26 protein-coding genes and 1 pseudogene are annotated in these 24,502 nt (G+C 71.3%); 15 read left to right on the top strand and 12 right to left on the bottom strand.

Annotation, left to right across the window (positions count from 1 at the left end; all coding sequences use genetic code 11):
- Positions 1-6: 6 nt before the first annotated feature.
- Positions 7-1,053 (bottom strand): zinc-dependent alcohol dehydrogenase family protein, encoded by a 1,047-nt coding sequence (locus tag ABD295_RS09320; RefSeq protein ID WP_344303427.1) that lies wholly within the window; start codon positions 1,051-1,053, stop codon positions 7-9.
- Between the two features lie 38 nt (positions 1,054-1,091).
- On the opposite strand from ABD295_RS09320, the gene ABD295_RS09315 reads away from it, so the two are divergent.
- The 3 genes from ABD295_RS09315 to ABD295_RS09305 all read left to right on the top strand — a co-directional run bounded on the left by ABD295_RS09315 (position 1,092) and on the right by ABD295_RS09305 (position 3,911).
- The gene (locus ABD295_RS09315; RefSeq protein ID WP_344303426.1) at positions 1,092-1,721 is read left to right on the top strand and encodes a CG0192-related protein; all 630 of its coding nucleotides are present in this window, start codon (positions 1,092-1,094) and stop codon (positions 1,719-1,721) included.
- A 6-nt stretch (positions 1,722-1,727) separates the two neighbouring features.
- Positions 1,728-3,305: a phospholipase D family protein gene (locus ABD295_RS09310; RefSeq protein WP_344303425.1), complete on the top strand. Its 1,578-nt coding sequence runs from the start codon at positions 1,728-1,730 to the stop codon at positions 3,303-3,305.
- A gap of 225 nt (positions 3,306-3,530) precedes the next feature.
- Positions 3,531-3,911 carry a cupin domain-containing protein gene (locus tag ABD295_RS09305; protein ID WP_344303424.1) on the top strand — a complete coding sequence of 127 codons (381 nt, stop codon included), beginning with the start codon at positions 3,531-3,533 and terminating at the stop codon, positions 3,909-3,911.
- On the opposite strand, the gene ABD295_RS09300 is transcribed toward ABD295_RS09305, so the two are convergent.
- Entirely contained in the window at positions 3,883-4,395 is a 513-nt protein-coding gene (locus ABD295_RS09300) for a GNAT family N-acetyltransferase (RefSeq protein WP_344303423.1), read from the bottom strand. The genes ABD295_RS09305 and ABD295_RS09300 overlap by 29 nt on opposite strands.
- Entirely contained in the window at positions 4,388-5,164 is a 777-nt protein-coding gene (locus ABD295_RS09295; RefSeq protein ID WP_344303422.1) for a GNAT family N-acetyltransferase, read from the bottom strand. The genes ABD295_RS09300 and ABD295_RS09295 overlap by 8 nt, the downstream gene beginning before the upstream one ends.
- A gap of 50 nt (positions 5,165-5,214) precedes the next feature.
- Between ABD295_RS09295 and ABD295_RS09290 the strand changes: the two genes are divergently transcribed.
- The 3 genes from ABD295_RS09290 to ABD295_RS09280 are packed head-to-tail and all read left to right on the top strand — an operon-like array spanning position 5,215 to position 7,689.
- Positions 5,215-6,162, top strand: coding sequence for an alpha/beta fold hydrolase (locus ABD295_RS09290; protein ID WP_344303421.1), 948 nt, complete (start codon positions 5,215-5,217; stop codon positions 6,160-6,162).
- A 16-nt stretch (positions 6,163-6,178) separates the two neighbouring features.
- On the top strand, positions 6,179-6,907 hold the full coding sequence (gene recO / locus ABD295_RS09285) for a DNA repair protein RecO (protein WP_344303420.1): 729 nt from the start codon (positions 6,179-6,181) through the stop codon (positions 6,905-6,907).
- A complete protein-coding gene (locus ABD295_RS09280; RefSeq protein WP_425574061.1) occupies positions 6,904-7,689 on the top strand; it encodes an isoprenyl transferase in 786 nt (261 codons plus the stop codon). Before recO ends, ABD295_RS09280 begins: the two co-directional genes overlap by 4 nt.
- Before the next feature lie 28 nt (positions 7,690-7,717).
- On the opposite strand, the gene ABD295_RS09275 is transcribed toward ABD295_RS09280, so the two are convergent.
- The 4 genes from ABD295_RS09275 to ABD295_RS09260 are packed head-to-tail and all read right to left on the bottom strand — an operon-like array spanning position 7,718 to position 10,866.
- The gene (locus ABD295_RS09275; RefSeq protein WP_344303418.1) at positions 7,718-8,146 is read right to left on the bottom strand and encodes a Fur family transcriptional regulator; all 429 of its coding nucleotides are present in this window, start codon (positions 8,144-8,146) and stop codon (positions 7,718-7,720) included.
- The gene (locus ABD295_RS09270; protein WP_344303417.1) at positions 8,133-9,131 is read right to left on the bottom strand and encodes a metal ABC transporter permease; all 999 of its coding nucleotides are present in this window, start codon (positions 9,129-9,131) and stop codon (positions 8,133-8,135) included. Before ABD295_RS09270 ends, ABD295_RS09275 begins: the two co-directional genes overlap by 14 nt.
- A complete protein-coding gene (locus ABD295_RS09265) occupies positions 9,131-9,922 on the bottom strand; it encodes a metal ABC transporter ATP-binding protein (protein ID WP_344303416.1) in 792 nt (263 codons plus the stop codon). The genes ABD295_RS09270 and ABD295_RS09265 overlap by 1 nt, the downstream gene beginning before the upstream one ends.
- A complete protein-coding gene (locus ABD295_RS09260; protein ID WP_344303415.1) occupies positions 9,919-10,866 on the bottom strand; it encodes a metal ABC transporter substrate-binding protein in 948 nt (315 codons plus the stop codon). Before ABD295_RS09260 ends, ABD295_RS09265 begins: the two co-directional genes overlap by 4 nt.
- Positions 10,867-10,972: 106 nt before the next feature.
- On the opposite strand from ABD295_RS09260, the gene ABD295_RS09255 reads away from it, so the two are divergent.
- The 5 genes from ABD295_RS09255 to ABD295_RS09235 all read left to right on the top strand — a co-directional run bounded on the left by ABD295_RS09255 (position 10,973) and on the right by ABD295_RS09235 (position 15,744).
- Positions 10,973-11,308: an antibiotic biosynthesis monooxygenase family protein gene (locus ABD295_RS09255; RefSeq protein WP_344303414.1), complete on the top strand. Its 336-nt coding sequence runs from the start codon at positions 10,973-10,975 to the stop codon at positions 11,306-11,308.
- Positions 11,309-11,364: 56 nt separating this feature from the next.
- Positions 11,365-12,756 (top strand): glycine--tRNA ligase, encoded by a 1,392-nt coding sequence (locus tag ABD295_RS09250; RefSeq protein ID WP_344303413.1) that lies wholly within the window; start codon positions 11,365-11,367, stop codon positions 12,754-12,756.
- Positions 12,757-12,760: 4 nt separating this feature from the next.
- Positions 12,761-13,399, top strand: a complete 639-nt coding sequence (locus ABD295_RS09245; protein ID WP_344303412.1) for a hypothetical protein — start codon at positions 12,761-12,763, stop codon at positions 13,397-13,399.
- A gap of 59 nt (positions 13,400-13,458) precedes the next feature.
- Positions 13,459-14,604, top strand: coding sequence for a tRNA dihydrouridine synthase DusB (gene dusB / locus ABD295_RS09240; protein ID WP_344303411.1), 1,146 nt, complete (start codon positions 13,459-13,461; stop codon positions 14,602-14,604).
- Between the two features lie 219 nt (positions 14,605-14,823).
- Positions 14,824-15,744: a VldE C-terminal domain-containing protein gene (locus ABD295_RS09235; protein WP_344303410.1), complete on the top strand. Its 921-nt coding sequence runs from the start codon at positions 14,824-14,826 to the stop codon at positions 15,742-15,744.
- 113 nt (positions 15,745-15,857) lie between these two features.
- Here ABD295_RS09235 and ABD295_RS09230 read toward each other — a convergent pair whose 3' ends face one another.
- Complete coding sequence (locus ABD295_RS09230) at positions 15,858-16,931, bottom strand: zinc metalloprotease (protein ID WP_344303409.1); 1,074 nt, start codon at positions 16,929-16,931, stop codon at positions 15,858-15,860.
- Between the two features lie 163 nt (positions 16,932-17,094).
- On the opposite strand from ABD295_RS09230, the gene ABD295_RS09225 reads away from it, so the two are divergent.
- Together ABD295_RS09225 and ABD295_RS09220 are read left to right on the top strand one after the other, a co-directional pair.
- Positions 17,095-18,387, top strand: a complete 1,293-nt coding sequence (locus tag ABD295_RS09225; RefSeq protein WP_344303408.1) for a deoxyguanosinetriphosphate triphosphohydrolase — start codon at positions 17,095-17,097, stop codon at positions 18,385-18,387.
- Positions 18,384-19,310 carry a 2-hydroxyacid dehydrogenase gene (locus ABD295_RS09220; RefSeq protein ID WP_344303407.1) on the top strand — a complete coding sequence of 309 codons (927 nt, stop codon included), beginning with the start codon at positions 18,384-18,386 and terminating at the stop codon, positions 19,308-19,310. Before ABD295_RS09225 ends, ABD295_RS09220 begins: the two co-directional genes overlap by 4 nt.
- 41 nt (positions 19,311-19,351) lie before the next feature.
- Here the strand turns inward: ABD295_RS09220 and ABD295_RS09215 are convergent, their stop codons facing one another.
- From ABD295_RS09215 to ABD295_RS09200, 4 genes are read right to left on the bottom strand one after another with little or no spacing between them, the layout of a single operon-like run.
- A complete protein-coding gene (locus ABD295_RS09215) occupies positions 19,352-19,672 on the bottom strand; it encodes a hypothetical protein (protein ID WP_344303406.1) in 321 nt (106 codons plus the stop codon).
- Positions 19,669-20,880, bottom strand: coding sequence for a YihY/virulence factor BrkB family protein (locus ABD295_RS09210; protein ID WP_344303405.1), 1,212 nt, complete (start codon positions 20,878-20,880; stop codon positions 19,669-19,671). The genes ABD295_RS09215 and ABD295_RS09210 overlap by 4 nt, the downstream gene beginning before the upstream one ends.
- Positions 20,877-21,077 carry a DUF3618 domain-containing protein gene (locus tag ABD295_RS09205; RefSeq protein WP_344303404.1) on the bottom strand — a complete coding sequence of 67 codons (201 nt, stop codon included), beginning with the start codon at positions 21,075-21,077 and terminating at the stop codon, positions 20,877-20,879. The genes ABD295_RS09210 and ABD295_RS09205 overlap by 4 nt, the downstream gene beginning before the upstream one ends.
- Positions 21,077-21,505 carry a phage holin family protein gene (locus ABD295_RS09200; RefSeq protein ID WP_344303403.1) on the bottom strand — a complete coding sequence of 143 codons (429 nt, stop codon included), beginning with the start codon at positions 21,503-21,505 and terminating at the stop codon, positions 21,077-21,079. The genes ABD295_RS09205 and ABD295_RS09200 overlap by 1 nt, the downstream gene beginning before the upstream one ends.
- A gap of 140 nt (positions 21,506-21,645) precedes the next feature.
- Here ABD295_RS09200 and ABD295_RS21165 point away from each other — a divergent pair.
- Together ABD295_RS21165 and dnaG are read left to right on the top strand one after the other, a co-directional pair.
- Positions 21,646-21,831, top strand: a pseudogene (locus ABD295_RS21165) (CHC2 zinc finger domain-containing protein); the annotation flags it as partial.
- 384 nt (positions 21,832-22,215) lie between these two features.
- Positions 22,216-24,498, top strand: coding sequence for a DNA primase (dnaG, locus tag ABD295_RS09195; RefSeq protein WP_425574060.1), 2,283 nt, complete (start codon positions 22,216-22,218; stop codon positions 24,496-24,498).
- Positions 24,499-24,502: the final 4 nt, after the last annotated feature.

The raw sequence follows: 24,502 nt of genomic DNA, 5'->3' as shown, positions 1-24,502 counted from the left end.
CTCGACTCAGGGGCGCAGCAGGGACTTGATCGCGCGACGCTCGTCCATGGCGGCGTACGCCTCGGCGGCTTCTGCGAGGGGCAGCTCCAGGTCGAAGACGACACCGGGGTCGATCTCGCCCGCGAGCACGAGGTCGCGCAGCATCGGCAGGTAGGCGCGGACCGGAGCGACCCCACCGCGCAGCCCGACGTTCTCGCCGAACATGGTGCCCATCGGGAGGTCCACGTCGTGGGGGACGCCGACGAAGCCGACCGTCGCCCCCGGGCGGGCGCAGCCGAAGGCGGTCGCCATCGACTCGCCGGTGCCGACGCACTCGAGCACGGCGTCGGCGCCGATCCCGTCCGTGAGCTCCTTGACCGCGGCGACGGCGTCGTCGCCGCGCACCTCGACCACGTCGGTCGCCCCGAACTGCCGTGCGATCGCCTGGCGCGGCTCGTGCCGCGACATCGCGATGACCCGCTCGGCGCCCATGCGCGATGCGGCCAGCACGCCGCAGAGTCCGACGGCCCCGTCGCCGACCACGACGACGGTGTGACCCTCCTCGACGCCCGCCGAGAGGGCGGCGTGCCAGCCGGTGCCCATCACGTCCGACAGCGTGAGCAGGGCTGGCACCTGGGATTCGTCGGGGACCTCGGGCGTGGACACGAGGGTGCCGTCGGCGTACGGCAGCCGGACGTGCTCGCCCTGGCCGGCGTCCACCAGGGCGCCGTCAACGTCGGGGTGCCCGTAGCCGCCGCCGTTGACGCACGAGGTGTGCACGCCCGCCTGGCAGTGGGCGCAGGTGCCGTCGGAGTAGAGGAACGGGGCGATCACGAAGTCACCTGGCCGGACCGTGCTGACGTCGGACCCGACCTCCTCGACGATGCCGACGAACTCGTGCCCGATCCGGCGCGGGCCGCTGACCTTGTTGATGCCGCGATAGGGCCACAGGTCGCTGCCGCAGACGCACGCGGCCGTGACCCGCACCAGCGCGTCGTTCGGCGTCACGATCGACGGGTCGGGAACGTCCTCGACGCGGATGTCACCTGGGGCATGGAGCAGAGTCGCCTTCACACCCACACCCTAGGGTCGAGCACCCTAGAGTCGGCGTCATGGCCATCGTGCACCCCGACGCGGACATCACCCCCAGCAAGCAGGAGCTGCTCGCAGCGTGGTTGCCGACGCGCCCGTGGTGGCCCGGCGGTGATCCCGGAGCCGAGGTCGAGACAGCAGGCTCGTTCCGCTTCGACGACCCCGACGGAGAAGTCGGCGTCGAGACGATCCTGGTGCGTGCCGGCGGCGACATCGTGCAGGCGCCACTGACCTACCGTGGCGCGCCGCTCGAGGGCGCCGACGAGCACCTGATCACGACGATGGAGCACACCGTGCTGGGCCGGCGCTGGATCTACGACGGGTGCGGCGACCCGGTCTGGGCGAGCGTCACTGCTGCCGTGGTGCTGACCGGTGGGAGCGAGGCGTCGCTGGAGGTCTCGAGCGACGGCGAGACGAAGGAGTTCCCGTCGCGGACGTCGGCCAAGGGCAGCGGGACTGCCGGAGCCCCCGTCGCGGAGACCGGTACGCCGTGCCCGCGCGACGAGGGCGCGACCACCGTCGTCGAGGCGGGTCCCTACGTCATCACGGTGGCCCGGGTCGCCGGTGCCGACGTCGGCCCGGGCGAGACGCTGACGGTCGGTCCCCGCGACGGCGAGCCGTTCGTCGCCGCCGCTGTGCAGGGGGCCTGACACCGGGTGACCGATCCCGCCGACTGGTTCCTCACCAAGTCCGACCGCGGCAACCCGCGGACCACGCTCGACGACCAGCACCCCGGCGACCAGGCCTGGTCGGAGGGCAACCTCGTCGTGCCGTTGATCCACGGGGCCACGTACTTCCAGGATCTCCACGAGCACCTGGAGGCCACCCGTCCCGGTGACCTGGTGTTCTTCACCGACTGGCAGGGCGACGCCGACCAGCGGCTGACCGACGACGAGGACAGCAAGGTCGTCGACGTCCTCGGCAGGGCCGATGAACGCGGTGTCGACGTCCGCGGCCTCGTCTGGCGCTCCCACCGCGCAGTCACCGCGGCCGAGAACCGGCGCCTCAGCAAGGCGTTGCAGAAGCGCGGAGCCGAGGTGCTGGTCGACATGCGGATCCGGATGGGCGGCTCGCACCATCAGAAGTTCGTCGTGATCCGCTACCAGGGCGAGCCCGAGCGTGACGTGGCGTACGTCGGCGGCATCGACCTCTGCTACTCCCGTCGCGACACCCGTGCGCACGGGGGAGCCAAGCAGGCGGTCGACAACATGAGCAAGGTGTACGGCGACACCCCGCCGTGGCACGACATCATGGCCCGGATCAGCGGCCCGGCCGTCCATGATGTCGAGACCGTCTTCCGGGAGCGCTGGGAGGACCCGACCCGGCTGACTCGCAACCCCGTGCTCTTCGCCAAGGACAAGTGGCTCGGGATGGACATGGACCCCGACCCGCTGCCCGACCAGTGGCCGCCCCCGCCCGCGCCCGACGGCGGCACCCACGCCGTCCAGCTGCTCCGCACCTATCCCAACCTGCGCTACGGGCGCGACTACCCGTTCGCTCGCGGAGGTGAGCGGAGCGTGGCCCGCGGCTACACCAAGGCGGTGGAGCAGGCCCGGCGCCTGGTGTACGTCGAGGACCAGTACCTGTGGGGGCACCACGTCGCCGACGTGTTCACCCGCTCGCTGAGGGCCAACCCCGACCTGCGGGTCCTCGCCGTCGTGCCGATCTACCCAGACCTGCCCGGCCTCAGCGGCGTCCCCGAGGACCTCGGCCGTCGCCGCGCGATGCTGGAGCTGACGGGCGCCGCCGCGGACCGGGTCGCGGTCTTCGGGCTCGAGAACGACGCAGGCACGCCGATCTACGTCCACGCCAAGGTCTGCATGGTCGACGACACCTGGGCCACGATCGGCTCCGACAACTTCAACCGTCGTTCGTGGACCCATGACTCCGAGCTGACCGCCGCCGTCGTCGACACCGAGGACGCCTACGCCCGTCGCTTGCGGCTGACGCTCGCCGCCGAGCACCTCGGCCGCGACGAGGACGCCCTCGACAACGGTGAGATGGACGACTGCCTCGACCCGCACGACATGTACGACGTCTTCGAGCGCACCGCCGCCCGCCTCGACGAGTGGTACGCCGGCGGGCGGGTCGGGCCGCGTCCGCCGGGCCGGTTGCGCCGACTCAGCCCGCCGGAGATGAACCCCTTGACCCGGGCGCTCGCGCTGCCGGCGTACCTCGTGGTGCACGACCCCGACGGGAGGCCAGGACCGTTGAAGAAGAAGGACGAGTTCTGAGACTGCCAGCGAAACCCCCGGTGGTTCACAAGGCGTTCAGCCTCGACCGGTGACAGCAGAGCACCCCGAGTGCTTGAGTCACCACATGTCGTTCTCGGACGCCACTCTCAACCTCCGCACCGTGCTCGGCGGCACCGCTGCCGCCCACGTCACCGGCCGCGGTGCTCAAGTCTTTCGTCGTGCACGACGGGACCCCGGCGGCCGTGCCCGCATGGCGGGGGAGATGTGACCGCGATCCGCGTCGTCCGGGTCATCCCGCCGGAGGACCTCGTCGAGGCCGACCCGACGTCCGGGATGGCGCGGGCGCTGGCGTTCGAGGAACCGCTGCTCTGGGCGGGCCGCGTCGTCACGGCTCCCGGAGCGGTCTCCGGCTGGCACCACCACGATGTCAACGAGTCGAGCCTCTACGTCGTCTCCGGTGTGCTCCGGCTCGAGTGCGACGGCCTGGAGGGGTACGTCGAGGCGCACCCCGGCGACTTCGTGCACGTGCCCGCGCGCACCGTCCATCGCGAGAGCAACCCCGGCGACGAGCCGTCGGTCGCCGTCATCGCCCGTGCGGGCGGCGGCATCCCGACGGTCAACGTGGAGGCGCCGCCGGGTCGGTGAACGGCTCGGGGAGTCGCATGAGCTCGATGCGCTGGTCGGAGCCGGGGCGCAGCTCCTCGAGGTGGCCGGTCGCGACGAATCCGTAGCGCTCGTACGCCGCCCGGGCGCCCGGGTTGGCGGTGTTGACGTGCAGCACCACCGGTAGGTCGCGCTCACGGGCCCAGGCCACGACGACGTCGAGCACGGCGTCGGCGTGGCCCCGGCGCCGGTGCGCCTCGTCTGTCCACATGCCGAAGACGAAGAGCTCGCCCTCGTGGGAAACGCCGCCGCCGAGCGCCACCGGTTCGCCTTCTACGAGCACCAGCACCCGCGGGCCGTGCTTGAGCCGGTCGCGCCACTCGTCCTCGGTGAAGGCGGCCTCGCGCTCGTAGGTCGACCCGAACGCGTCAGGGGCGTCGGCGAGCGAGCGCAGCCGGACGTCGCGCCACAGCTCCCAATCGTCCTGGTGGACGCGGCGGAGCTCGCGGTGGCGGCGCTCAGTCATCGAGCTCGAGGATGCAGGCGGTCCCGACGTCCTCGAAGCCGACGCGGCGATAGATCGAGGCCGCGCCGTCGGACCCCGCCGAGAGGAAGACCGTGGTCGCCCCCGACCGGAGGGTCGCCCTGGTGAGCGCTTCCGTGGTGGCGGTGCCGAGACCCCGCCCCCTCGCCCGGGGGATCACGCCGATGCCCATCAGCTCGCAGACCTCACCGCGTGGCGAGGCGGAGCCGCCCCCGACGACGACGCCCTCGTCGTCGTAGGCGGCGACCATGATGAGCTCGCCGGAGGCGATCAGGTCAGGCTGTCCGGTGAGCTCGGCGGGCTCGAGGTCGTCCGTCTCGCCGAAGGAGGCGTGCACGGCTCCCACCGAGGCGGCCAGGTCGGGGTGGTCGGGAGTCATCACGGAGACCCGCTCGGGCTCGGCAGACGGCGGGAGGTCCCGGCGGACGAGCAGGGGATAGCGATGCGCCTTGTCGCCCACGGCCTCGGCCACGGCCGCCCAGAGCGTGGGCGTCACCTCCTCGACCCACTCCACGTTGCGGGCGAGACCCTGCTCGGCCCGGCGCGCGAGCACCCGACGGACGTCGTCGGCGGTGAAGTCACCGTCGTACCCCAGGCGCGGCCGGGCGTAGAACTGCCACTTCGTGACCGGGCCCGGGCGGAAGCTGGTGAAGGGTCCGACGTCCTCGGGCTCGGCGGCAGCGCGGGGCACCGTGTCGTAGTAGCGCTCGAGTCGCTGGAGGAGCTCGGCCCGGTCGAAACGCTCGGTCACCCGGTCAGCCTGCCAGCGCCGACCGTTACTTGCGAGTAGATTTCCTCGTCATGGCGACCCTCGTCTCCGAGCGCATCGGACAGTTCTTCGTCGAGAGCGACGCCGGCCGCGACCGCTTGGAGTACACCGAGTACGGCAGCGGCGACCGATGGGTCGTGCTGCTCCACGGGCAGCTGATGCCACGCCGGATGCAGCAGCCCCTGGCCCGGGCGCTCGCCGGCGAGGGCCTGCACGTCGTCACGCTCGACCTGCTCGGCCACGGTCGCTCCGACCGGCCCGCCGACCCCCTGATCTACTCCGTCACCGCCTTCGCCGAGCAGGTGGTCCTGCTGCTCGACCACCTCGGCGCCGACCAGGCTGTGGTGGGCGGTACGTCGCTGGGCGCCAACGTGTCGCTCGAGGTGGCCGTGATCGCCTCCGACCGGGTCCGCGGGCTGCTGGTCGAGATGCCCGTGCTCGACAACGCCGTCGAGGCCGGGATCATCGCCTTCTCGCCGCTGATGTTCGCCGCCCGCTTCCTGCCGTTCACCGTCGACGCCGTCCGCTGGACGACCCGGCCGATCCCGCGCGGACTCGTGCCCTTCTGGGTCGGCATCGTGCTCGACACGCTCGACCAGCGCCCGGCCTCGATGGGCGCCGTGGTGCACGGGCTGTTCTTCGGCCGCATCGCGCCACCCTCGCGGCAGCGCCGCGCGATCCAGGCGCCCGCGCTGGTCGTCGGTCACCCGGCCGACCCGATCCACCCGGCGGCCGACGCGGCGATGCTCGCCGCCGAGATGCCCAACGCCACCTTCGTGAAGGCCAAGGACATCCTCGAGTGGCGGCTGCGACCCGATCGGCTGAACGCCCTGGCGGCCGACTTCTGCCTCAGGGCGTGGCACGGCGCTGGACGCGGGGCCGGACGCGGGGCCGGACGCGGGGCCGGACGTGGGGCCGGGCGTCCTGCGGGGCGTACTGGGGGCCGGGCTGGCGCGGCGAAGCGGCGTACCTCCCCCTAGGGAGGACAATGGTGCGGTGCCGCTGTACCACGACGAGGCGATCGTGCTTCGCACCCAGAAGCTGGGCGAGGCCGACCGCATCATCACGCTCCTGACCCGTGAGCACGGGCGGGTGCGTGCGGTCGCGCGCGGGGTGCGCAAGACGTCGTCGCGGTGGGGATCGCGGCTGGAGCCGTTCACCCACGTCGACCTGCAGATCGCGGAGGGCCGCACGCTCGACGTGATCACGCAGGCGGACACGCGGGCGCCGTACGGCTCTGGCCTCGGCGCCGACTACGAGCGCTACACCGCCGGGACGGCGATGCTCGAGACCGCCGAGCGGCTGGCGTCGGAGGACAAGCAGCCGATGCTCCAGCAGTTCCTGCTGCTGGTCGGTGGGCTGCGTGCGATGGCGGCGGGGGAGCACGCCGCGTCGCAGGTGCTCGACTCCTACCTCCTGCGCTCGCTGGCGGTGGCCGGCTACGCGCCGTCGTTCGACCACTGCGTGCGCTGCGGTGACGAGGGTCCGCACAAGTGGTTCAACCCCTCCGCGGGCGGCGTGATGTGCGCGGACTGCCGGCTGCCTGGCTCGGCCGCACCGTCCACCGGCGCGATCGTCCTGCTCGGCGCGCTGCTCACCGGCGACTGGCCGATCGTCCACGCCGCCGAGCCGCGTCACCTCAAGGAGGCCAGCGGCATCGTGGCGGCCTACCTCGCCTGGCACCTCGAGCGCGGGCTGCGCTCACTGGCCTACGTCGAGCGCTGACCGTGAGACGCGCCGTCCGCCAGCCGACCCCGCACCCCTCGGGAGCGCGGCCGCCCCAGCTCCCGCGCTCGTTGGTGCCCAAGCACGTCGCGATCGTCATGGACGGCAACGGTCGCTGGGCCAAGCAGCGCGGCCTGCCCCGCACCGCCGGGCACGAACGCGGCGAGCCCGCGCTCTTCGACGTCGTCGAGGGCGCCATCGAGATCGGCGTGAAGGCGATCTCGGCGTACGCCTTCTCGACCGAGAACTGGACCCGCAGCCCCGACGAGGTGAAGTTCTTGATGGGCTTCAACCGTGACGTGATCCGGCGGCGCCGCGACGAGATGAACGAGCTGGGCGTGCGGGTGCGCTGGGCGGGCCGGGCGCCGCGGCTGTGGAAGTCGGTCATCGACGAGCTGAAGGTCGCCGAGGAGCTCACCCGGCGCAACGACGTGCTCACGTTGACGATGTGCGTCAACTACGGCGGTCGGGCCGAGCTCGCGGACGCCGCCCGCTCGATCGCCCGCGAGGTCGCAGCTGGCCGGCTCGACGCGGACAAGGTGTCGGAGAAGACCTTCGCGCGCCACCTCTACGTCCCCGAGGTCGCCGACGCCGACATGGTGTGGCGCACGTCGGGGGAGCAGCGGCTCTCCAACTTCATGCTCTGGCAGGCGGCGTACGCCGAGATGGTCTTCACCGACGTGCTGTGGCCCGACGTCGACCGTCGCGACCTCTGGTCCGCCATCGAGACCTACGCCTCCCGCGATCGCCGCTATGGCGGGGCGATCCCCAACTCGTCGTAGGCGGTTCCGCCTGATGAACCGACAGCGCCTACGCGCAGCGGGGGCAGGTGCCGAAGATCTCCAGGTTGTGGGAGATCTGGGAGAAGCCGTGCTCGGCGGCGATGGCGGAGGTCCAGCGCTCGACGGCGGGGCCCTCGACCTCGACGGTGGCTCCGCAGGAGCGGCAGACGAGGTGGTGGTGATGGGTGTCGGAGCAGCGGCGGTAGATCGACTCGCCGTCCTCGGAGCGCATCGTGTCGACCTCGCCGTGGTCGGCGAGCAGCTGGAGGGTGCGGTAGACGGTCGCGAGCCCGACGCCGGCGCCGCGGTCGCCGAGCAGCTCGTGGATCTCCTGGGCGGAGCGGAAGTCGTCGAAGGACTCCAGCACGTCGAGGACGGCGAGCCGCTGCTTGGTGGGCCGCAAGGGCGGCCGGGCCGGGTCAGGAATGGCGTCGTGGCCGCGGTCAGTGCTCGTCATAGTGCTCTCCGTGCGGCGCGTGCCGGTGGCCGCCGTGCACGTAGTCGAGGTGGTCGCCGTGCTCGACTGCCACGTGGCCGCAGTCGGGCCCGTGCTGGTGGTCGGTGTGTGGCCCGGTCGTCTCGTGCCCGGTGGGTACGACGGGTTCGAACGGCGCGACCAGCCGCTGGCGGTGGCGCAGCCAGGCGCCCACCGGCCAGGTGACCACGAAGCCGGCGAGCGCGAGCAGGACGATCGTCGGGCCGGGGGCGACCGTGGTGCCGGCCGGTGCGAGGGCGGAGAGGGACAGGCCGCCGACCGAGGCGAGCATGCCGATGACCATCGCGGCTGCCAGCGTGGTGCGGAAGGACCGCGTCAGCTGTTGGGCGGTCGCCACCGGCACCACCATCAGCGCGGAGACCAGCAACAGCCCCACGGTCCGCATCGCGACGGTCACGCTGACGGCGGCGAGGACCGCGACGAGCAGGTTGTAGCCGCGCACCCGGAGCCCGGCGACCTGGGCGAACTCCTGGTCCTGTGCCACGGCGAACAGCTGCGGAGCGAGCCCCACGCACACAGCGACGACCACCAGGGCGAGGACGAGGGTGACCCAGACGTCGGAGGCCGAGATCGTGGTGATCGAACCGAAGAGGAACTGTTGCAGCCGCGAGGTGCTCTGGCCGCCCAGACCGGTGAGCAGGATGCCGCCGGCGAGGCCCCCGTAGAAGAGGAGCGCGAGCGCCACATCACCGTTGGTGTGCCCGCGCTCGCGGATCAGCTCCATCAGGGTCGCCCCGAGGACCGCGACCACGACGGCGGTCCACGTGGGAGAGGCGCCGGTCAGCAGGCCCAACGCGACGCCGGTGACGGCGACGTGGCCGATCCCGTCGCCCATCAGGGCGAGTCGGCGCTGGACGAGGTAGGTGCCGACCGCAGGAGCGGCCAGGCCACAGAGCACCGCGGCGAGGAGCGCCCGCTGCATGAAGGCCAGTCCGAAGATCTCCATCAGCCGCGGTCCAGGGGAGAGCCGATGTGGGGCGCGTGGTCGTGGACCTCGCCCGACCTGTGGTGGTGCCCGCGCTCGAGCGCGTCGCCCAGGTGCGGGTCGTGCACGGCGACGTCCCCGAGCGGGGCGCCGTCGTACACCACGCGGCCGTCGCGCATCACCACCGAGCGCTCGACCAGGGGCGCCAGGGGCCCGAGCTCGTGGGCGACGAGCACGATCGTGGCGCCGCGGGCCTTGAGCTCGGTCAACGCGTCGGCCAGGCCTTGCTGGTGCGGCAGGTCGACCCCGGCGGTGGGCTCGTCGAGGAAGAACAGCTCGGGTTCCGCGGCGAGGGCACGCGCGATGAGCGCTCGTTGCTGCTGGCCGCCGGAGAGCTGGGAGATCCCGTCGCGGGCCCGGTGGGTGAGCCCGACGACGGCGAGCGCGTCGTCGATCGCCGCGCGGTCCGCGCTCGACAGCAGGCGGAAGAGCCGCCGGCGCGACAGCCGGCCGGAGGCCACGACCTCCCAGACGGACGCCGGCACACCGGACGTGGCGCCCTGCCGCTGCGGGACGAAGCCGACCCGCTCCCACGAGGCGAAGGAGTCCAGTGGGGTGCCGAAGAGGCGCAGCTCGCCGGTCACGAGGGGCCGCAGTCCCACGAGCGCCTTGACGAGGGTCGACTTGCCCGACCCGTTGGCGCCCATCAGCGCCACGAACTCGCCCGCGGCGACGGTCAGGTCGACACCGCGCAGGACCGGCCGCCCGCCGATCGCGACCGCCCCCGACACCAGCTCCACCGGATGGCTCACGTCGCGCACCCGTTCGCCGTCTCGAGCGCAGCCAGGTTGGACTCCATCAAGGAGAGGTAGTCCTCGTCGGCGGTCTCGTCGGTCAACCCCTCGATCGGGTCGAGCACGGCCGTCTCGATGCCCATGTCGTCCGCCAGCGTCTCGGTCAGCCTCGGGCTGGCCAGGCGCTCCGAGAACACGGTGGTGATGCCGTCCTCCTCGACCACCTCCTGGAGGTGCGCGAGGTCGCTCGGAGTCGGCTCGGCGTCGGGGGAGAGCCCGGCGATCGGCTCCATGTCGAGACCGTACTTGGCGAGGTAGCCGAACGCGTCGTGCGACACCACGGTCGTGGTCCGGTCGCACGCGGACAGACCATCGGCGTACGCCGTGTCGAGGCTCTCGAGGTCGGCCCGGAGCTCGGCGGCGTTGGCGGAGTAGGCGTCGGCGTGGTCGCCGTCGACCCGGCCGAGGCTCGCGGCGACCGCGTCGCCGAGCTCTGCCATCCGCAGCGGATCCAGCCAGAAGTGCGGGTCAAGGGGTCCGTGGTCGTGGCTCTCGTCTTCCCCGGACTCTTCCCCGGTCTCTTCCTCGGCGTGATCGTGGCCCTCGGCGGCGGGCTCCAGGTCGACGACGGCCCCTGCTTCGAGGGCCTCGCCCTCGGCTGTCTGCTCGACCGCGTCGTCGACGGCCGTCTGGAAGTCGGCGAGGTAGACGACGAGGTCCGCCCCGGCCACCTCGGCGGTCTGCCGCACCGACAGCGACAGGTCGTGGGGCTCACCGCCCGGCGCGGTGAGGTTCTCGACGTCGACGAGGTCGCCGCCGACCCGCTCCACGACGTACTCCAGGGGATAGAAGGCGGTGACCACCGTGACCCCGGAGCCGGGCCCACCCGGGTCGCCGACGCCGAGCGCGCCGCATCCGGACAGCGCCAGCGCGGCGGCAACGGCGGTCGCGACCCTGATCATGAGAACGATTCTCACCCTAATTGAGAATGGTTGTCAAAGTCGGTCTCGACGAGCTCGACCCCCCAAGGCGACAGGCCGACTCTCGAACGGGCCCTAGGCTGCTCGCGTGCTGGTGGTCAACAGGTTCCGCGTGCCCGAGCCGGAAGCCGCGGTCTTCCGCGAGGACCTGGTGCGGGCCCACGAGGTGCTCGCTGCGCAGAAGGGCTACGTCGCCGGGGTGGTGGGCCGCAACGTCGACGACCCCGAGCTGTGGACGCTGGCCACCCGATGGGAGCACGTGGGCGCGTATCGACGAGCCCTGTCGACCTACGACGCCAAGCTGACCGCCGTCCCGATCCTGAGCCGCGCCCTGGATGAGCCCAGCGCTTACGAGCTCGTCGAGCCGGGCGCCGGTCTCAACGAGGCGGTCCCCAGAAGATTCGGCCCCACGGAAACCGGATAGCCACGCCCCCATAGGCTGGACGTTCCCGAGACCACCACACAGCAGGAGCACCACTCGTGGCCAAGCCGCCTCCGTCCGCCGTCGACCACGTCGTCGCCCTGGCCAAGCGCCGGGGTTTCGTGTACCCGTGCGGCGAGATCTACGGCGGTACCCGCTCCGCGTGGGACTACGGCCCGCTCGGCGTGGAGCTGAAGGAGAACATCAAGCGCGAGTGGTGGCGCTCGACGGTGCAGATGCGCGACGACGTCGTCGGCCTCGACTCGAGCGTGATCCTGCCGACCAAGACGTGGGAGGCGTCGGGCCACATCGCGACGTTCTCCGACCCCCTCACCGAGTGCCAGTCGTGCCACAAGCGGTTCCGCGCCGACCACCTCCAGGAGGAGTACGCCGAGAAGAAGGGCATCGACGACCCCGACTCCGTCGAGCTCTCGACGCTCGCCTGCCCCAACTGCGGCACCCGCGGCGCCTGGACCGAGCCGCGCCTGTTCTCCGGCCTGCTCAAGACCTTCCTCGGCGTGGTCGAGGACGAGTCCGGGCTCCACTACCTGCGGCCCGAGACCGCGCAGGGCATCTTCCTCAACTTCGCCAACGTGGTGACCAGCCAGCGGATGAAGCCGCCCTTCGGCATCGCCCAGACCGGCAAGTCGTTCCGCAACGAGATCACGCCGGGCAACTTCATCTTCCGGACCCGTGAGTTCGAGCAGATGGAGATGGAGTTCTTCGTCAAGCCGGGCGAGGACGAGGAGTGGCACCAGTACTGGATCGACGAGCGCACGCGGTGGTACGTCGACCTCGGCATAGACGCTGACAACCTGCGCCACTACGAGCACCCGAAGGACAAGCTGAGCCACTACTCCAAGCGGACCGTCGACATCGAGTACCGCTTCCGGTTCGCCGGCTCGGAGTGGGGCGAGCTCGAGGGCATCGCCAACCGCACCGACTTCGACCTCGGCACGCACCAGGAGCACTCCGGCCACGACCTCACCTACTTCGACCAGGCCAACGACGAGCGCTACCTGCCCTACGTCATCGAGCCGGCGGCCGGGCTCTCGCGCAGCCTGATGACCTTCCTCGTCGACGCCTACACCGAGGACGAGGCGCCCAACACCAAGGGCGGCGTCGACAAGCGCACGGTGCTGCGGCTCGACCCGCGGCTGGCGCCGGTCAAGGCGGCGGTGCTGCCGCTGTCGCGCAACGCCGACCTCTCGCCCAAGGCGAAGGACCTGGCTGCGGAGCTGCGCCGCCGGTGGAACGTCGACTTCGACGACGCCGGTGCGATCGGCCGCCGCTACCGCCGCCAGGACGAGATCGGTACGCCGTTCTGCCTGACCGTCGACTTCGACACCCTCGAGGACCACGCGGTCACGGTGCGGGAGCGTGACTCGATGGCCCAGGAGCGGGTCCCCCTCGACGGGGTCACCGCCTACCTGGTCGAGCGCCTGCCCTGATCCCATGTGGCGGCTCTCGGGGGCAGTGGCGCTCGCGCTGCTGACGGCCGCCTGCAGCGCTGCGGACGAGCCGGACGCGTCGCCCCCGCCGGGGGCGACCACATCGGCGGCCACGACGCCCTCGATCCCCAGCGAGCCGGCGGCCACGGCACCGGGAGGCGTCGAGCTCACCACCCAGGGGAGCGACCTGGCGGTCGGTGACCACGCCAGCGTCTCGTGGCAGCCGCGCGCCGACGTCGTCGGCGTCCTCGACGTGCGGGTCACCCGTCTCGAGCGCGCCCCGATCAGGGCCCTGGCCGCCTTCGGCCTGGACCGGTCGCAACGCCGGTCGTCGCTCTACTACGTGCACGGAAAGGTCGAGAACCTCGGCGAGACCGACCTCGCGGGCGCCGACGTCCCGCTCTACGTCCTCGACGACCGCGACCGGCTGGTCGAGGCCACCCCGGTCGGCGCCACCTTCGGGCCGTGCGCCAGTACGCCCCTGCCCTCGCCGTTCCCGACCGGCGAGCGGGTGTCCTTCTGCCTGCTCTACCTCGTCCCCGACCATGGCGGCCTCGATGCGGTGAGCTTCCGCCCGACCCAGGACTTCGACCCCATCACCTGGACGGGGGACGTCGTCCGGTGGTCGAGGAAGGCGCGCTAGCGCCTGTCACGAGGCCTCCGGACTTTGGAGACCACGCCCGCCTCTCGGACAATGGAGGCATGTCGACGGCCACGCTGCCCCAGGGGCTGACCCTCGGGTCCGTGCACGTGGACACCCCAGTGGTGCTGGCGCCGATGGCAGGCATCACCAACGCGGCGTACCGGCGCCTCTGTGCCGAGCAGGGTGCCGGCCTCTACGTCTGCGAGATGATCACCAGCCGCGGACTCGTGGAGGGCGACGAGACCACCAAGGCGATGCTGGTCTTCGACGAGCTCGAGTCGGTGCGGTCGGTGCAGCTCTACGGCACGGACCCCGCGTACGTCGGCCGAGCCGCCGAGATCCTCTGCGCCGACTACGGCGTCGCCCACATCGACCTCAACTTCGGCTGCCCGGTGCCCAAGGTCACCCGCAAGGGCGGCGGGGGAGCGTTGCCGTGGAAGCGCGGGCTCCTCGGCGAGATCCTGACCGCCGCGGTGGCGGCCGCGACGCCCTACGACGTGCCCGTGACGATGAAGACCCGCAAGGGGCTCGACGACGACCACCTCACCTTCCTCGACGCCGGCCGGATCGCCCAGGAGACCGGTACCGCGGCGATCGCCCTGCACGGCCGGACGGTGGCGCAGTCCTACTCGGGACAGGCCGACTGGGACGCGATCGCCGAGCTGGTCGCGCACGTCGACATCCCCGTCCTCGGCAACGGCGACATCTGGGAGGCGGGCGACGCGATCCGGATGGTCGAGCAGACCGGCGCCGCCGGAGTGGTCGTCGGGCGCGGCTGCCTGGGCCGCCCCTGGCTCTTCCGCGACCTCGCTGCGGCGTTCGCCGGTGAGCGGGTCGCGACCCTGCCGTCGCTCGGTGAGGTGCGGGCGGTCATGCGGCGGCACGCCGAGCTGCTGTGCGAGCACATGGGGGAGCAGCGTGGCTGCAAGGAGTTCCGCAAGCACGTGTCGTGGTACCTCAAGGGCTTCCGGGCCGGCGGCACGCTGCGGCACTCGCTGGCTCTGGTCGACTCGCTGGCCGCGCTCGACGGGCTGCTCGCCGAGCTCGACCCGGACGAGCCGTTCCCGGTCGCCGAGCTGGGCACTCCTCGCGGTCGGCAGGGCTCGCCGCGCAGCAGGGTGGTGCTGCCCGAGGGCTGGCTCGACGACACCGACGGCAGTGACTGGCGCGTCCGGGAGGACGCCAACGAGACCACGGGCGGCTGAAAGGGCGGCTGAGGGGGCGGCTGAGGGGGCGGCTGAGGGGGCGGCTGAGCGTGAGTCCGTGCGGCGGCGTCCGGATAGTGAGAGGGGTGACCCGGAACACGCCGGAAATGGACGTGACGTTGTGACAAGCTTCAACCACTGTGCTTGACTCGCTCGTCGTGTCCGTTTCGTTATGAAGCGGGCGCGTCCCCTGTCTTCAAGCAGCAAAGGATCAGCGCTGTGGCTCACCATCGCCACAAGCGGGACACCAATGCCCGCAGAATGCCCAAGGCCGCCCACGTGGCCGGCCCCCTCGCCGTCCTGGTGACGGTTCCCGCCGTCGCCCTCGGAGTCATGGCCGCAGACCCGGCAACGGGTGACTTCGTGCGACCCGAGAGCAGCCTCACCGCCGCCACCTTGTCGAGCCAGACCAGCCTCGAGCTGAGGGACCTCGACCGCAGGGCGCCGCTCTCCCGCTCCGGCTCGCGTGCCGCCGTCGAGGAGGACTCGGTGCTGCGCGGCGCCGAGTACATCCTCGCCGAGCAGAGCGCCTTCGACCGCCGCCAGGCTCAGGCCGTCACCCGCAAGGCCATCGCCAAGGCCGACACCAAGCTGTGGACCACTGCGCCGCTCAACCTGTGGAGCGACCCCTCCACCAAGGCCGACAAGGTCGGCGAGGTGAAGGCCGGCGAGAAGGTCCTGGTCACCGGACGCCGCGCGCTCGACCGGGTCGAGATCGTCTGGGAGCAGAAGTCGCGCTGGGTGACCGAGGGCTACCTCTCCGACGAGGAGCCGATCGCCGGCATCGGCGGCGTGTGCGCCAACGGCTCGGCCGTCTCCAGCGGTGTCTCGAGCAACGTCGTGGCCGTCCACGACGCCGTCTGCGCCGCGTTCCCGTCGATCACGACCTACGGCACGCTGCGCGGCGGAGGCGGCGACCACCCGCTCGGCCGCGCCGTCGACATCATGGTCAGCGGTTCGATGGGCTGGGACGTCGCCAACTTCGTGCGAGCCCACTACGCCGAGCTCGGCGTCTCCTACGTCATCTACTCCCAGCACATCTGGTCGGTGGAGCGGGGCGGCGAGGGCTGGCGGCCGATGTCGGACCGCGGCTCGTCGACGGCCAACCACTACGACCACGTCCACGTCTCCACCTTCTGACGTCTCCTCTCGGCGGGACCGCTGAAGCCCACCGAGACTCGTCCCAGGATCAGACGCACGAGCCCGGCACCCCCTCGGGGATGCCGGGCTCGTGTCGTCTTGCTGAGTGGGGATCAGCCTCGGTAGGTGTCCCAGGCGAACTGCATGCGTGCGGCCTGCTCCGGGGTGAACTCCGTCAGGCAGGAGTCGAACGAGTAGTCCATGTAGTTGTTGACGGGGTCGAAGCCGGGGTCGTCCAGGCAGGTGTCGCGAGGCTCGTCACCGGGCTCGGGGCACAGGAAGTTGGGCGACGCCTCGGCAGGCGTGTCCGCGATCATGTCGCCCTTGTCGCCGCCCACACCGGCGCAGCCGCCCTGGAACGTGTGGTAGAGCTCCAGCCAGTGGCCGACCTCGTGCGTGAGGGTGTCGCCCCGCTCGTAGGTGCCCTCGGGGTAGACGCGCTGGTCGCCGGCGGAGGGGTCCTCCTGCACCGCCGGGACGGTGCGGAAGTCGATCACCACGCCGTCGAAGTAGCGGTGCAACGGTCCGTACTCCGACGAGGTCGCGTCGGTGAAGTCGGACGGGAACCACGCCCAGCCGAGCAGGGACTGCCCGAGCGAGGCGGTGTAGACGTCCAGCACGCTCGAGTCCTGGCTGGAGAGCGTCTTCTTCATGGCGACCTCCTTGCCGCCGCCACGGAAGTAGCTGACCTCGGCGCCGTTGCTGACCAGGTTGAACCACTCGGGCTGCACGGTCTCTGTGCTGCCGGCCTTGTCGTAGACGAACGTGAAGCCGGTGCCGCCGTAGCCGAGGTTCAGGGCGTCGACCTGCGCCTGGAGCCGGGCGTCGGAGAGGTCGCCGCCTCCGTTGCCCTGGGTCTTGATGATCTCGTGGAAGCGCACGGGCACTTCGACGTCGAAGGCGGGGTCGGGCTCCGTCGGGATGACAGCGGCGGCCGACACCTTGCCGTTGCTCGCACGCGCCGCCTTGGCTGCCTCGATCTTCAGCGGGTCGTGCTTGACGACGTGCTGGTCGTCGCGGGGGACGGCACCCTTGGGCGCCTTCGCGACGGACCCGTAGTCGATGCAGTCGACGGTCTTGTCCTTGGCCGGCTTGGCCAGCGTGGGCGCGGCCGTCGCACCCATCGCGAGGCCGAGCGCCACCGTCACGACGCCGGCACGGCGTACGAGAGTGGAGCTGAGAGTCATGGTTCCCCTTCCAAAGGCGTAGAGCCGCGACGGTAACCCCGCGACGTGTCCCGAGTGAAGCCCTACGGCGGCTGCCGAGGGCTCTGGAGTCAAGTCTTTGCCAGAACTGCTCAGATCGCCTCACCCAGAGGGGCGTCCCCGCCGCCCACTAGGCTCGCCGGCGATGGAGCGCGGAGTGGACGTGGAGGAGCGGTACGACGACGCAGCGCGCGAGCGCCTCGTCGCCGAGCCGCCCAAGCGCGTGCCGGCCCCCATCCGTCGCGCCTTCGAGCGCGACCGGGCCCGCGTCGTCCACGCCGCCTCGACGCGCCGGCTGGCCGCGAAGACGCAGGTCGTCGGACCGCAGACCGACGACTTCGTCCGCAACCGGTTGACCCACTCCCTCGAGGTCGCCCAGGTCGCCCGCGACCTGGCGCGGGCGCTCGGCTGTCACCCCGACATCGTCGAGACGGCCGCGCTGGCCCACGACCTCGGTCACCCACCGTTCGGCCACAACGGCGAGCGGGTGCTCGCCGAGCTGAGCGCGGATTGCGGCGGCTTCGAGGGGAACGCCCAGACCCTGCGGATCCTCACCCGGCTGGAGGCCAAGACCCACGACTCCGACGGTCGCTCCGTCGGGCTCAACCTCACCCGGGCCACGCTCGACGCCTGCACCAAGTACCCCTGGTCGCTCGCCGACGCGGGTGTGCCCGCGGGCGTGCATGCCGACGGCTCGCCGCGGGTGGTGGTCAAGTTCGGCGTCTACGACGACGACCAGCCGGTCTTCCGGTGGGTCCGAGACGGGCGGACCGGGCCGGGCACCTGCCTCGAGGCGCAGGTGATGGACCTCGCCGACGACATCGCCTACTCCGTGCACGACGTCGAGGACGGCATCGTCGCGGGCGGGGTCGACCTGACACGGCTGGACGTCGACGCGCTCGCGCAGACGCTGCACGAGTGGTACGTCCCGGGCGCCGACAGTGCTGTGGTCAAGGAGGTGCTGGCCGGCTTGGGCGAGATCGCCAGCTGGCCGCACACGCCGTACGACGGCAGCCGAGCCGCGCTGGCGGCGCTGAAGAACCTCACCAGCGACCTGATCGGGCGGTTCTGCTGGGAGGTGCAGGAGGCGACCTTCGCCACGGGGAGCGGGCCGTTCGTCCGCTACGCAGCGTCGGTGGTCGCGCCTGAGCGCACGCTGCTCGAGATCGCCGTGCTCAAGGCGATCGCCGCCCACTACGTCATGCGCACCGACGACCGGGTGACCCTGATGGTCGAGCAGCGCGAGCTGCTGGCCGAGCTGGTGGCGATGCTCCTCGAGCGAGGACCCGACTCGCTGGACCGGCCGTTCGCCGACGACTGGGCGGATGCCGCGGACGACGCCGGCCGGCTCCGGGTGGTGATCGACCAGGTCGCGTCGTTGACCGACGCCAGCGCACGAGCCCGTCACCAGCTGTTGAAAGCGAGCGGTCCACGATGAGCGAGCCGATCGTCCTGCTGCCCTTCGACGCGTCCGACCTCGCCGACCCGCCGTCAGGGCTGCGCTACGCCGTCGCCGCCCCGGGTGCGCCGTTGCCTGACGGGCTCGACGAGGTCGAGCTGTGGGTGCCGCCGTACCTCTTCCACGACGTCGACGTGAGCCTCTTCGGTCGGCTGCCCTCGTTGCGCGTGGTCCAGATGCTCACGGCGGGGACCGAGCACGTCGTGCCGCACCTGCCCGAGGGGGTGCTGCTCTGCAGCGGCCGCGGCATCCACGACGCGTCCACCGCTGAGCTGGCGGTGACCTTGACCCTCGCTTCGCTGCGCGGGATCCCTGAGTTCGAGCGGGCGCGGGCCGAGCACCGGTGGGCGTGGGGGTGGCGGCCGGCGCTCGCCGACAAGTGCGTGCTGATCGTGGGCTACGGCAGCATCGGCGCGGCCATCGAGGCCAGGTTGCTGCCCTTCGAGTGCGAGGTCGTCCGGGTGGCCCGCCGGGCCCGCGACGGCTCGCCGCCGGTGCACGCCGTGCACGAGCTCGCGCGCCTGTTGCCAGACGCCGACGTGGTGATCCTGGTGGTGCCCGCGACGGCCGAGACGAGACAGCTCGTCGACGCGGGGTTCCTGGCGGCGATGAAGCCAGGCTCGCTGCTGGTCAACGTCGGCCGCGGGTCGGTCGTCGACACCAGCGCGCTGATCGACGCCCTGCACGCAGGTCGCGTGCACGCTGCCCTCGACGTCACCGACCCCGAGCCGCTGCCTCCCGAGCACCCGCTCTGGGACGCGCCCCACTTGCTGGTCTCGCACCACACCGGCGGCTCGACGTCCGCCTTCTGGCCGCGCGCGCACCAGCTGGTGCGCGCGCAGCTGGAGCGGTACGCCGCCGGCGAACCGCTGGTCAACCTGGTCGGCACCACCGGCGGTTGAGGAGGTCGTGCAACGACCGTCGCGAAACCCCGGCAGCCCTACTAGGGCAGGTCGCCCTGCGGGTAGGCCTTGTCGCCCTGGTGGACCGTCGAGTCCGGGTTGAGCTGGTCGGCGAGGTCGTCGGACCCGCCGCCTGGCTTGACCTTCGCGGCGGCCACCCCGGCCGCCTCGACGATCTTGTCCTTGACCACAGGCGCCTGCTCCTTGGCGACGTCGGCGACCTGGTGGGCCTTCTGCTGGACGGTCGGGTTGTCCTTCACCTTCACGAACCCCGACTTGATCTGCTCGTAGCGTTGGCGTCCGGCCTTGGCCCCGAGCACGTATCCGGCGCCGGCGACCGCCAGCAGCAACAGCTTCTTCATGAGTTCTCCTTGTGTCGTCCCTTGGCCGTCATAGCGGCCCTCTTGTCGTGCACGTCGTCGTCCCCATCTGCTTCACGGGCGCTGTCGGCGCTGTTCGGGCTGTCGGGATCGTCGGGGCGGTCGGACCCGGACCCGGCAGGCGGCGGCCAGGTGGTCGACGCCTCCTCGCGGATCCGGCGTCCTCGGGCGGCGTCCTTGGCCTGCCGCTTCTCGGCCTTCTCGATGCCCCGGGTGTCGCGCGCCGGGAGCTGGAGCTCCTCCTCGGCCGCGATGCCGGCCTGGAGCTGACGCCCGCGCTCGAGCTCGGCGTCCAGCTCGGCGCCGAACAGCAGCGCGAGGTTGATGATCCACAGGAACAGCAGGCCCAGGACCACGCCGGCCAGCGAGCCGTACGTCTTGTTGTAGCTGCCGAACTGGCTGGCGTAGAAGGTGAACGCCGCCGACGCCAGGCCCCCGGTCACCAGGGCGGCGAACGCCCCCATCGACAGCCAGCGGAACTTCGGCTGCTTCACGTTGGGAGTGGAGTAGTAGAGGAGAGCGACGACGAGCATGGCGACGAGCGCCAGCACCGGCCACTTGGCGAAGCTCCACACCGTGACGATCGTGTCGCTCAGGCCGAGCTTGTCCCCGATGCTCTCGGCGAGCGGGCCGGAGACGGCCAGCAGCACGAGGGCCACGGCGAGCAGCAGGATGGCGGACAAGGTGATCAGCAGCTGTTGCGGGCGCAGCTTCCACACCGGACGCCCTTCGGCGATCTCGTAGACGCGGTTCATCGCGCGCCCGAACGCTCCTATGTAGCCCGACGCCGTCCAGATCGCGCCGAGCAGGCCGACCACGAAGAGCAGTCCGGCTCCCTGGTTGGCAGCGACGTCCTCCAGCACGGGTTGCACGTTGCCGAGGACCTCGGCGCTCACGACCGGGCGGAGGACATCGACGACCGTGTTGACGGCGTCCTGAGCGTCGCCGACGAGCCCCAGCAGCGACACCAGGGCGATGGCGCCGGGGAAGATCGAGAGGACGGAGTAATAGGTCAGTGCCGCCGCCTGGTCGGTGCACTGGTCGTCCAGGAACTCACGGAAGGTCTTGCGCAGGACGTAGAGCCACGATCTCTTGGTGAGGTCGGTGGGGCTCTCCGGCTTGCGCGGGTCGTCCGGCTCGGGGACCTGGCCCTCCTTGCGGTCGATGCCGGCTGTCGGCTCAGTGGTCACGACCGCACCCGCTTCCAGACGACCCAGCCGACTACCAGGACGGCCGCGGCGGCCCCCCAGGTGACGAGCTGGCTCTTGTGGGCGGCCACCTGGGCCTTCACGTCGAGCTTGGCGGCGAGCGCGTCGACGGTGTCGGCGAGCTGCGCGCGCTGGGCCTCGATCTCGGCCTCGAGCCGTTGCTGTTCGGTGGTGCTCATCAGTGGTGGCTCTCCTTGAAGGACTTCACGGTCGCGACGTCTTCCTTGAGGCCCTCGATCGCGCGTTCGGGCTTCGGCGGCGTGGCCTGTTGGACCTGGCCCTTGCCGAGCACCGCGACGATCCCGGCGGCGGCGAAGAGCACGACGGCCACGATGACGCCGCTCAGCCAGGCGGGCAGCGCGTTCGACAAGGCGATCACCGCGGTGGCGACGAGCGTGCCGAACCCGAAGAACGCCAGGAGTCCCGCGCCGCTGAACAAGCCGATCCCCAGGCCCGCTCGCTTGCCCTTCTCGGCCACCTCGGCCTGCGCGAGCCGGAGCTCGGACCGGATCAGCTCCGGCAGCTGCTGTGAGAGGTCGTGGACGAGCCCGCCCAGCGTCGACTCCGTCGACGCGTGGGCCGCGCCCGAGATGCGCTGGTCGCTCATGGCTTCCACCCTTCCCAATCTAGTCGGGGGAGACACCCTCCCTGGGAGTGGTCGATCCACCCCTCAGGTCCCGGTACCCGGTGGGTCACTCCTGTGCACACCGGGTCTCGTGGTCGGCTCCGGCCCGTAGACTCCGCGACGTGGCAGGACGCATCCGCGAGGACGACATCGCAGAGGTGCGCGAGAAGGCCCGGATCGACGACGTGGTGTCCCAATACGTCGCCCTCCGCAACGCCGGCGGGGGGTCGCTCAAGGGTCTGTGCCCCTTCCACGACGAGAAGTCCCCGTCGTTCCACGTCACCCCCTCGCGCGGCTTCTTCCACTGCCTGGCGGGGGAGACCCGGGTCCTGACCTGGGAGGGCGTCCGCGAGATCCGCGACCTGGCAGGCGGGACACACCGCGTCCTGGGCGCGCACGGGCGATGGATCGACGCTCCGTTCAAGGCGTACGGCGTCCAGCCACTGCTCAGGATCACGGTCTCTCGCAACCGTGAGGTCAAGGAGCTCTACGCCACCAGCGGGCACCGCTGGTTCGTTCGATCGGGCACGGACCAGACCAAGCGTCGCGAGGTAGTCACTACCGGTCTCGTGCGTGGCCATCGACTGACGTCGACGTTCCCTGGAACCCGCATCGCCGAGTCGACTCCCTCGCCCTTCGGGATAGCGCACGGTTTCACCTACGGCGACGGAACCCGGAGCGGCACGGGGAGCATGGCGCTGCTGTGTCCGCCCAAGGACATGGCGATGCTCAAGTGGTTCCCCAACAACAAGACGACAGCCTTCGGGCCGAACCTCTTGGTGCACCACTTGCCGGGCTTCTTCAAGTCGCTCCCACCGCTGGACGAGTCGGTGTCCTATCTCTACGGCTGGCTCGCTGGATTCTTCGCTGCCGACGGCTGCGTGTCGGCGGAGGGCGCGGTGATCCTCAGCTCCGCAGATCGCAGGGACCTCGAGTTCGTCCGCGACGTGTGCACTCGGCTCGGAATCGGCACCTACGGGATCACGACGCAGGTGAGAGAAGGTCTTCCCGGCCGGGGGCCTTCGGAGCTGCACCGGATCGACTTCGTCTCGGAGGACCTGCGAGAGGACTTCTTCCTGATCGACACCCATCGGGAGCGCTTCTTGGCCCCGTCCAAGGCGTTCGCTCGCCGAGGGTGGATGGTCCAGTCCGTCGAGGAGACAGACCGCGTGGAGGAGGTCTACTGCGCCGAGGTCGAAGACGGCCACGCGTTCACCCTCGAGGACAACATCCTCACCGGCAACTGCTTCGGCTGCCAGGAGGGCGGCGACGTCATCTCCTTCCTGATGAAGCACGACGGCCTCTCCTTCGGCGAGGCGGTGGAGAGCCTCGCGGACAAGTACGGCGTGCAGCTGCGGCGTGAGGAGGACCCTGGCGGTGGAGGTGGCGGTCGCAGCGGCGCCCCGGAGCGACCGCGCGGCCCAGCCCGCGCGCGGCTGGTCGAGGCCAACAGGCTCGCCCAGGAGTTCTACGCCGAGCAGCTCGCGACCCCTGACGCGTTGGTGGGCCGGCAGTTCCTCGGGGAGCGCGGCTTCGACCAGGCCGCGGCCGCGCAGTTCGGGGTGGGCTTCGCCCCGCGCGGCGGTGAGGTGCTGCTGCGTCACCTGCAGCAGAAGGGCTTCCGCGAGGAGGAGCTCGTCGCCGCCGGGCTGGTCGCGGTCGGGAGGTCGGCGTACGACCGGTTCCGAGGGCGCCTGCTCTGGCCCATCCGCGAGGCCAACGGCGACACCATCGGGTTCGGAGCCCGCCGGCTCTACGACGACGACCGCAACGAGGCGAAGTACCTCAACACCCCGGAGACGTCCCTCTACAAGAAGAGCCAGGTGCTCTACGGCCTCGACCTCGCCCGGCGCGAGATCGCGAAGTCGATGCAGGCTGTCGTCGTCGAGGGGTACACCGACGTGATGGCGTGCCACCTCTCCGGCGTGCCGACCGCGGTCGCCACCTGCGGCACCGCCTTCGGTGACGAGCACGCGCGGGTGCTGCGGCGGTTCCTGCTCGACCACGAGCAGCTCCGCGGCGAGGTGATCTTCACCTTCGACGGCGACGCCGCGGGACAGAAGGCAGCGATCCGGGCCTTCGAGGGCGACCAGAACTTCGTGTCGCAGACCTACGTCGCGGTCGAGCCCACCGGTCTCGACCCGTGCGACCTGCGGCTGCAGCAGGGGGATGCGGCCGTGCGCGAGCTGATCGCGCGCCGGGTACCGCTCTATCGCTTCGTGCTCGGCAACGTCGTCAGCAAGTACGACCTCGACCGCGCCGACGGGCGCGTGGACGCCCTGCGGGAGGCGGCGCGCCTGGTGTCGAGCATCCGCGACCGGTCGAAGGTCGACGCCTTCTCCCGCGAGGTGGCCGGCATGATCGGCGTCGACGTCGAGGAGGCGCGCTCCGAGGTCAAGCGCGCCCAGAACCGTGCGGCCCGTCCCGACCAGCACAGGCAGACCGGTCGCCCCGCCGCCGACGCTCCGCCCCCGCAGCCGCCGCCTCGGCAGCAGCTGCCCGACCTGCGCGACCCGCGGTTCTCGCTCGAGCGCGACACCCTCAAGCTCGTCATCCAGGTGCCGGCGTTGGTGGGGCGCACGGCGGCCGAGGTCGGTCCCAACGACTTCCTGCACCCCACGTACCGCGCCGTGTGGGAGCTGATCACCAAGGCCGGTGGGCCGTCGTCGGCGACGGCGGACTGGTCCTCCCGGCTGCGCGACGCCGCCCCCGACCCTGCGGTCTCCGGCGCCATCGCGGCGCTCACCGTCGAGCCGCTGCCGACGGCCCGCCAGCCCGACGAAGCCTACGTCGCCATGCACGTCTACCGACTCCAAGAGCTGACGGTCAACCGCCGGATCGCCGAGGTGAAGTCCAGGCTGCAGCGCACCAACCCTGTGGAGCACCCGATCGACTACAACCGCATGTTCGGCGAGCTCGTCGCTCTCGAGCAGCACCGCCGGACGCTGCGCAACAAGGTGGTCGGCACCCCGTGAGGAC

Origin of the sequence: Nocardioides bigeumensis (assembly GCF_039531755.1) — a bacterium.
GTDB lineage: Bacteria > Actinomycetota > Actinomycetes > Propionibacteriales > Nocardioidaceae > Nocardioides > Nocardioides bigeumensis.
The sequence above is the reverse complement of the archived record's forward strand: the minus strand, read 5'-3'. Positions and strand labels throughout refer to the sequence as shown.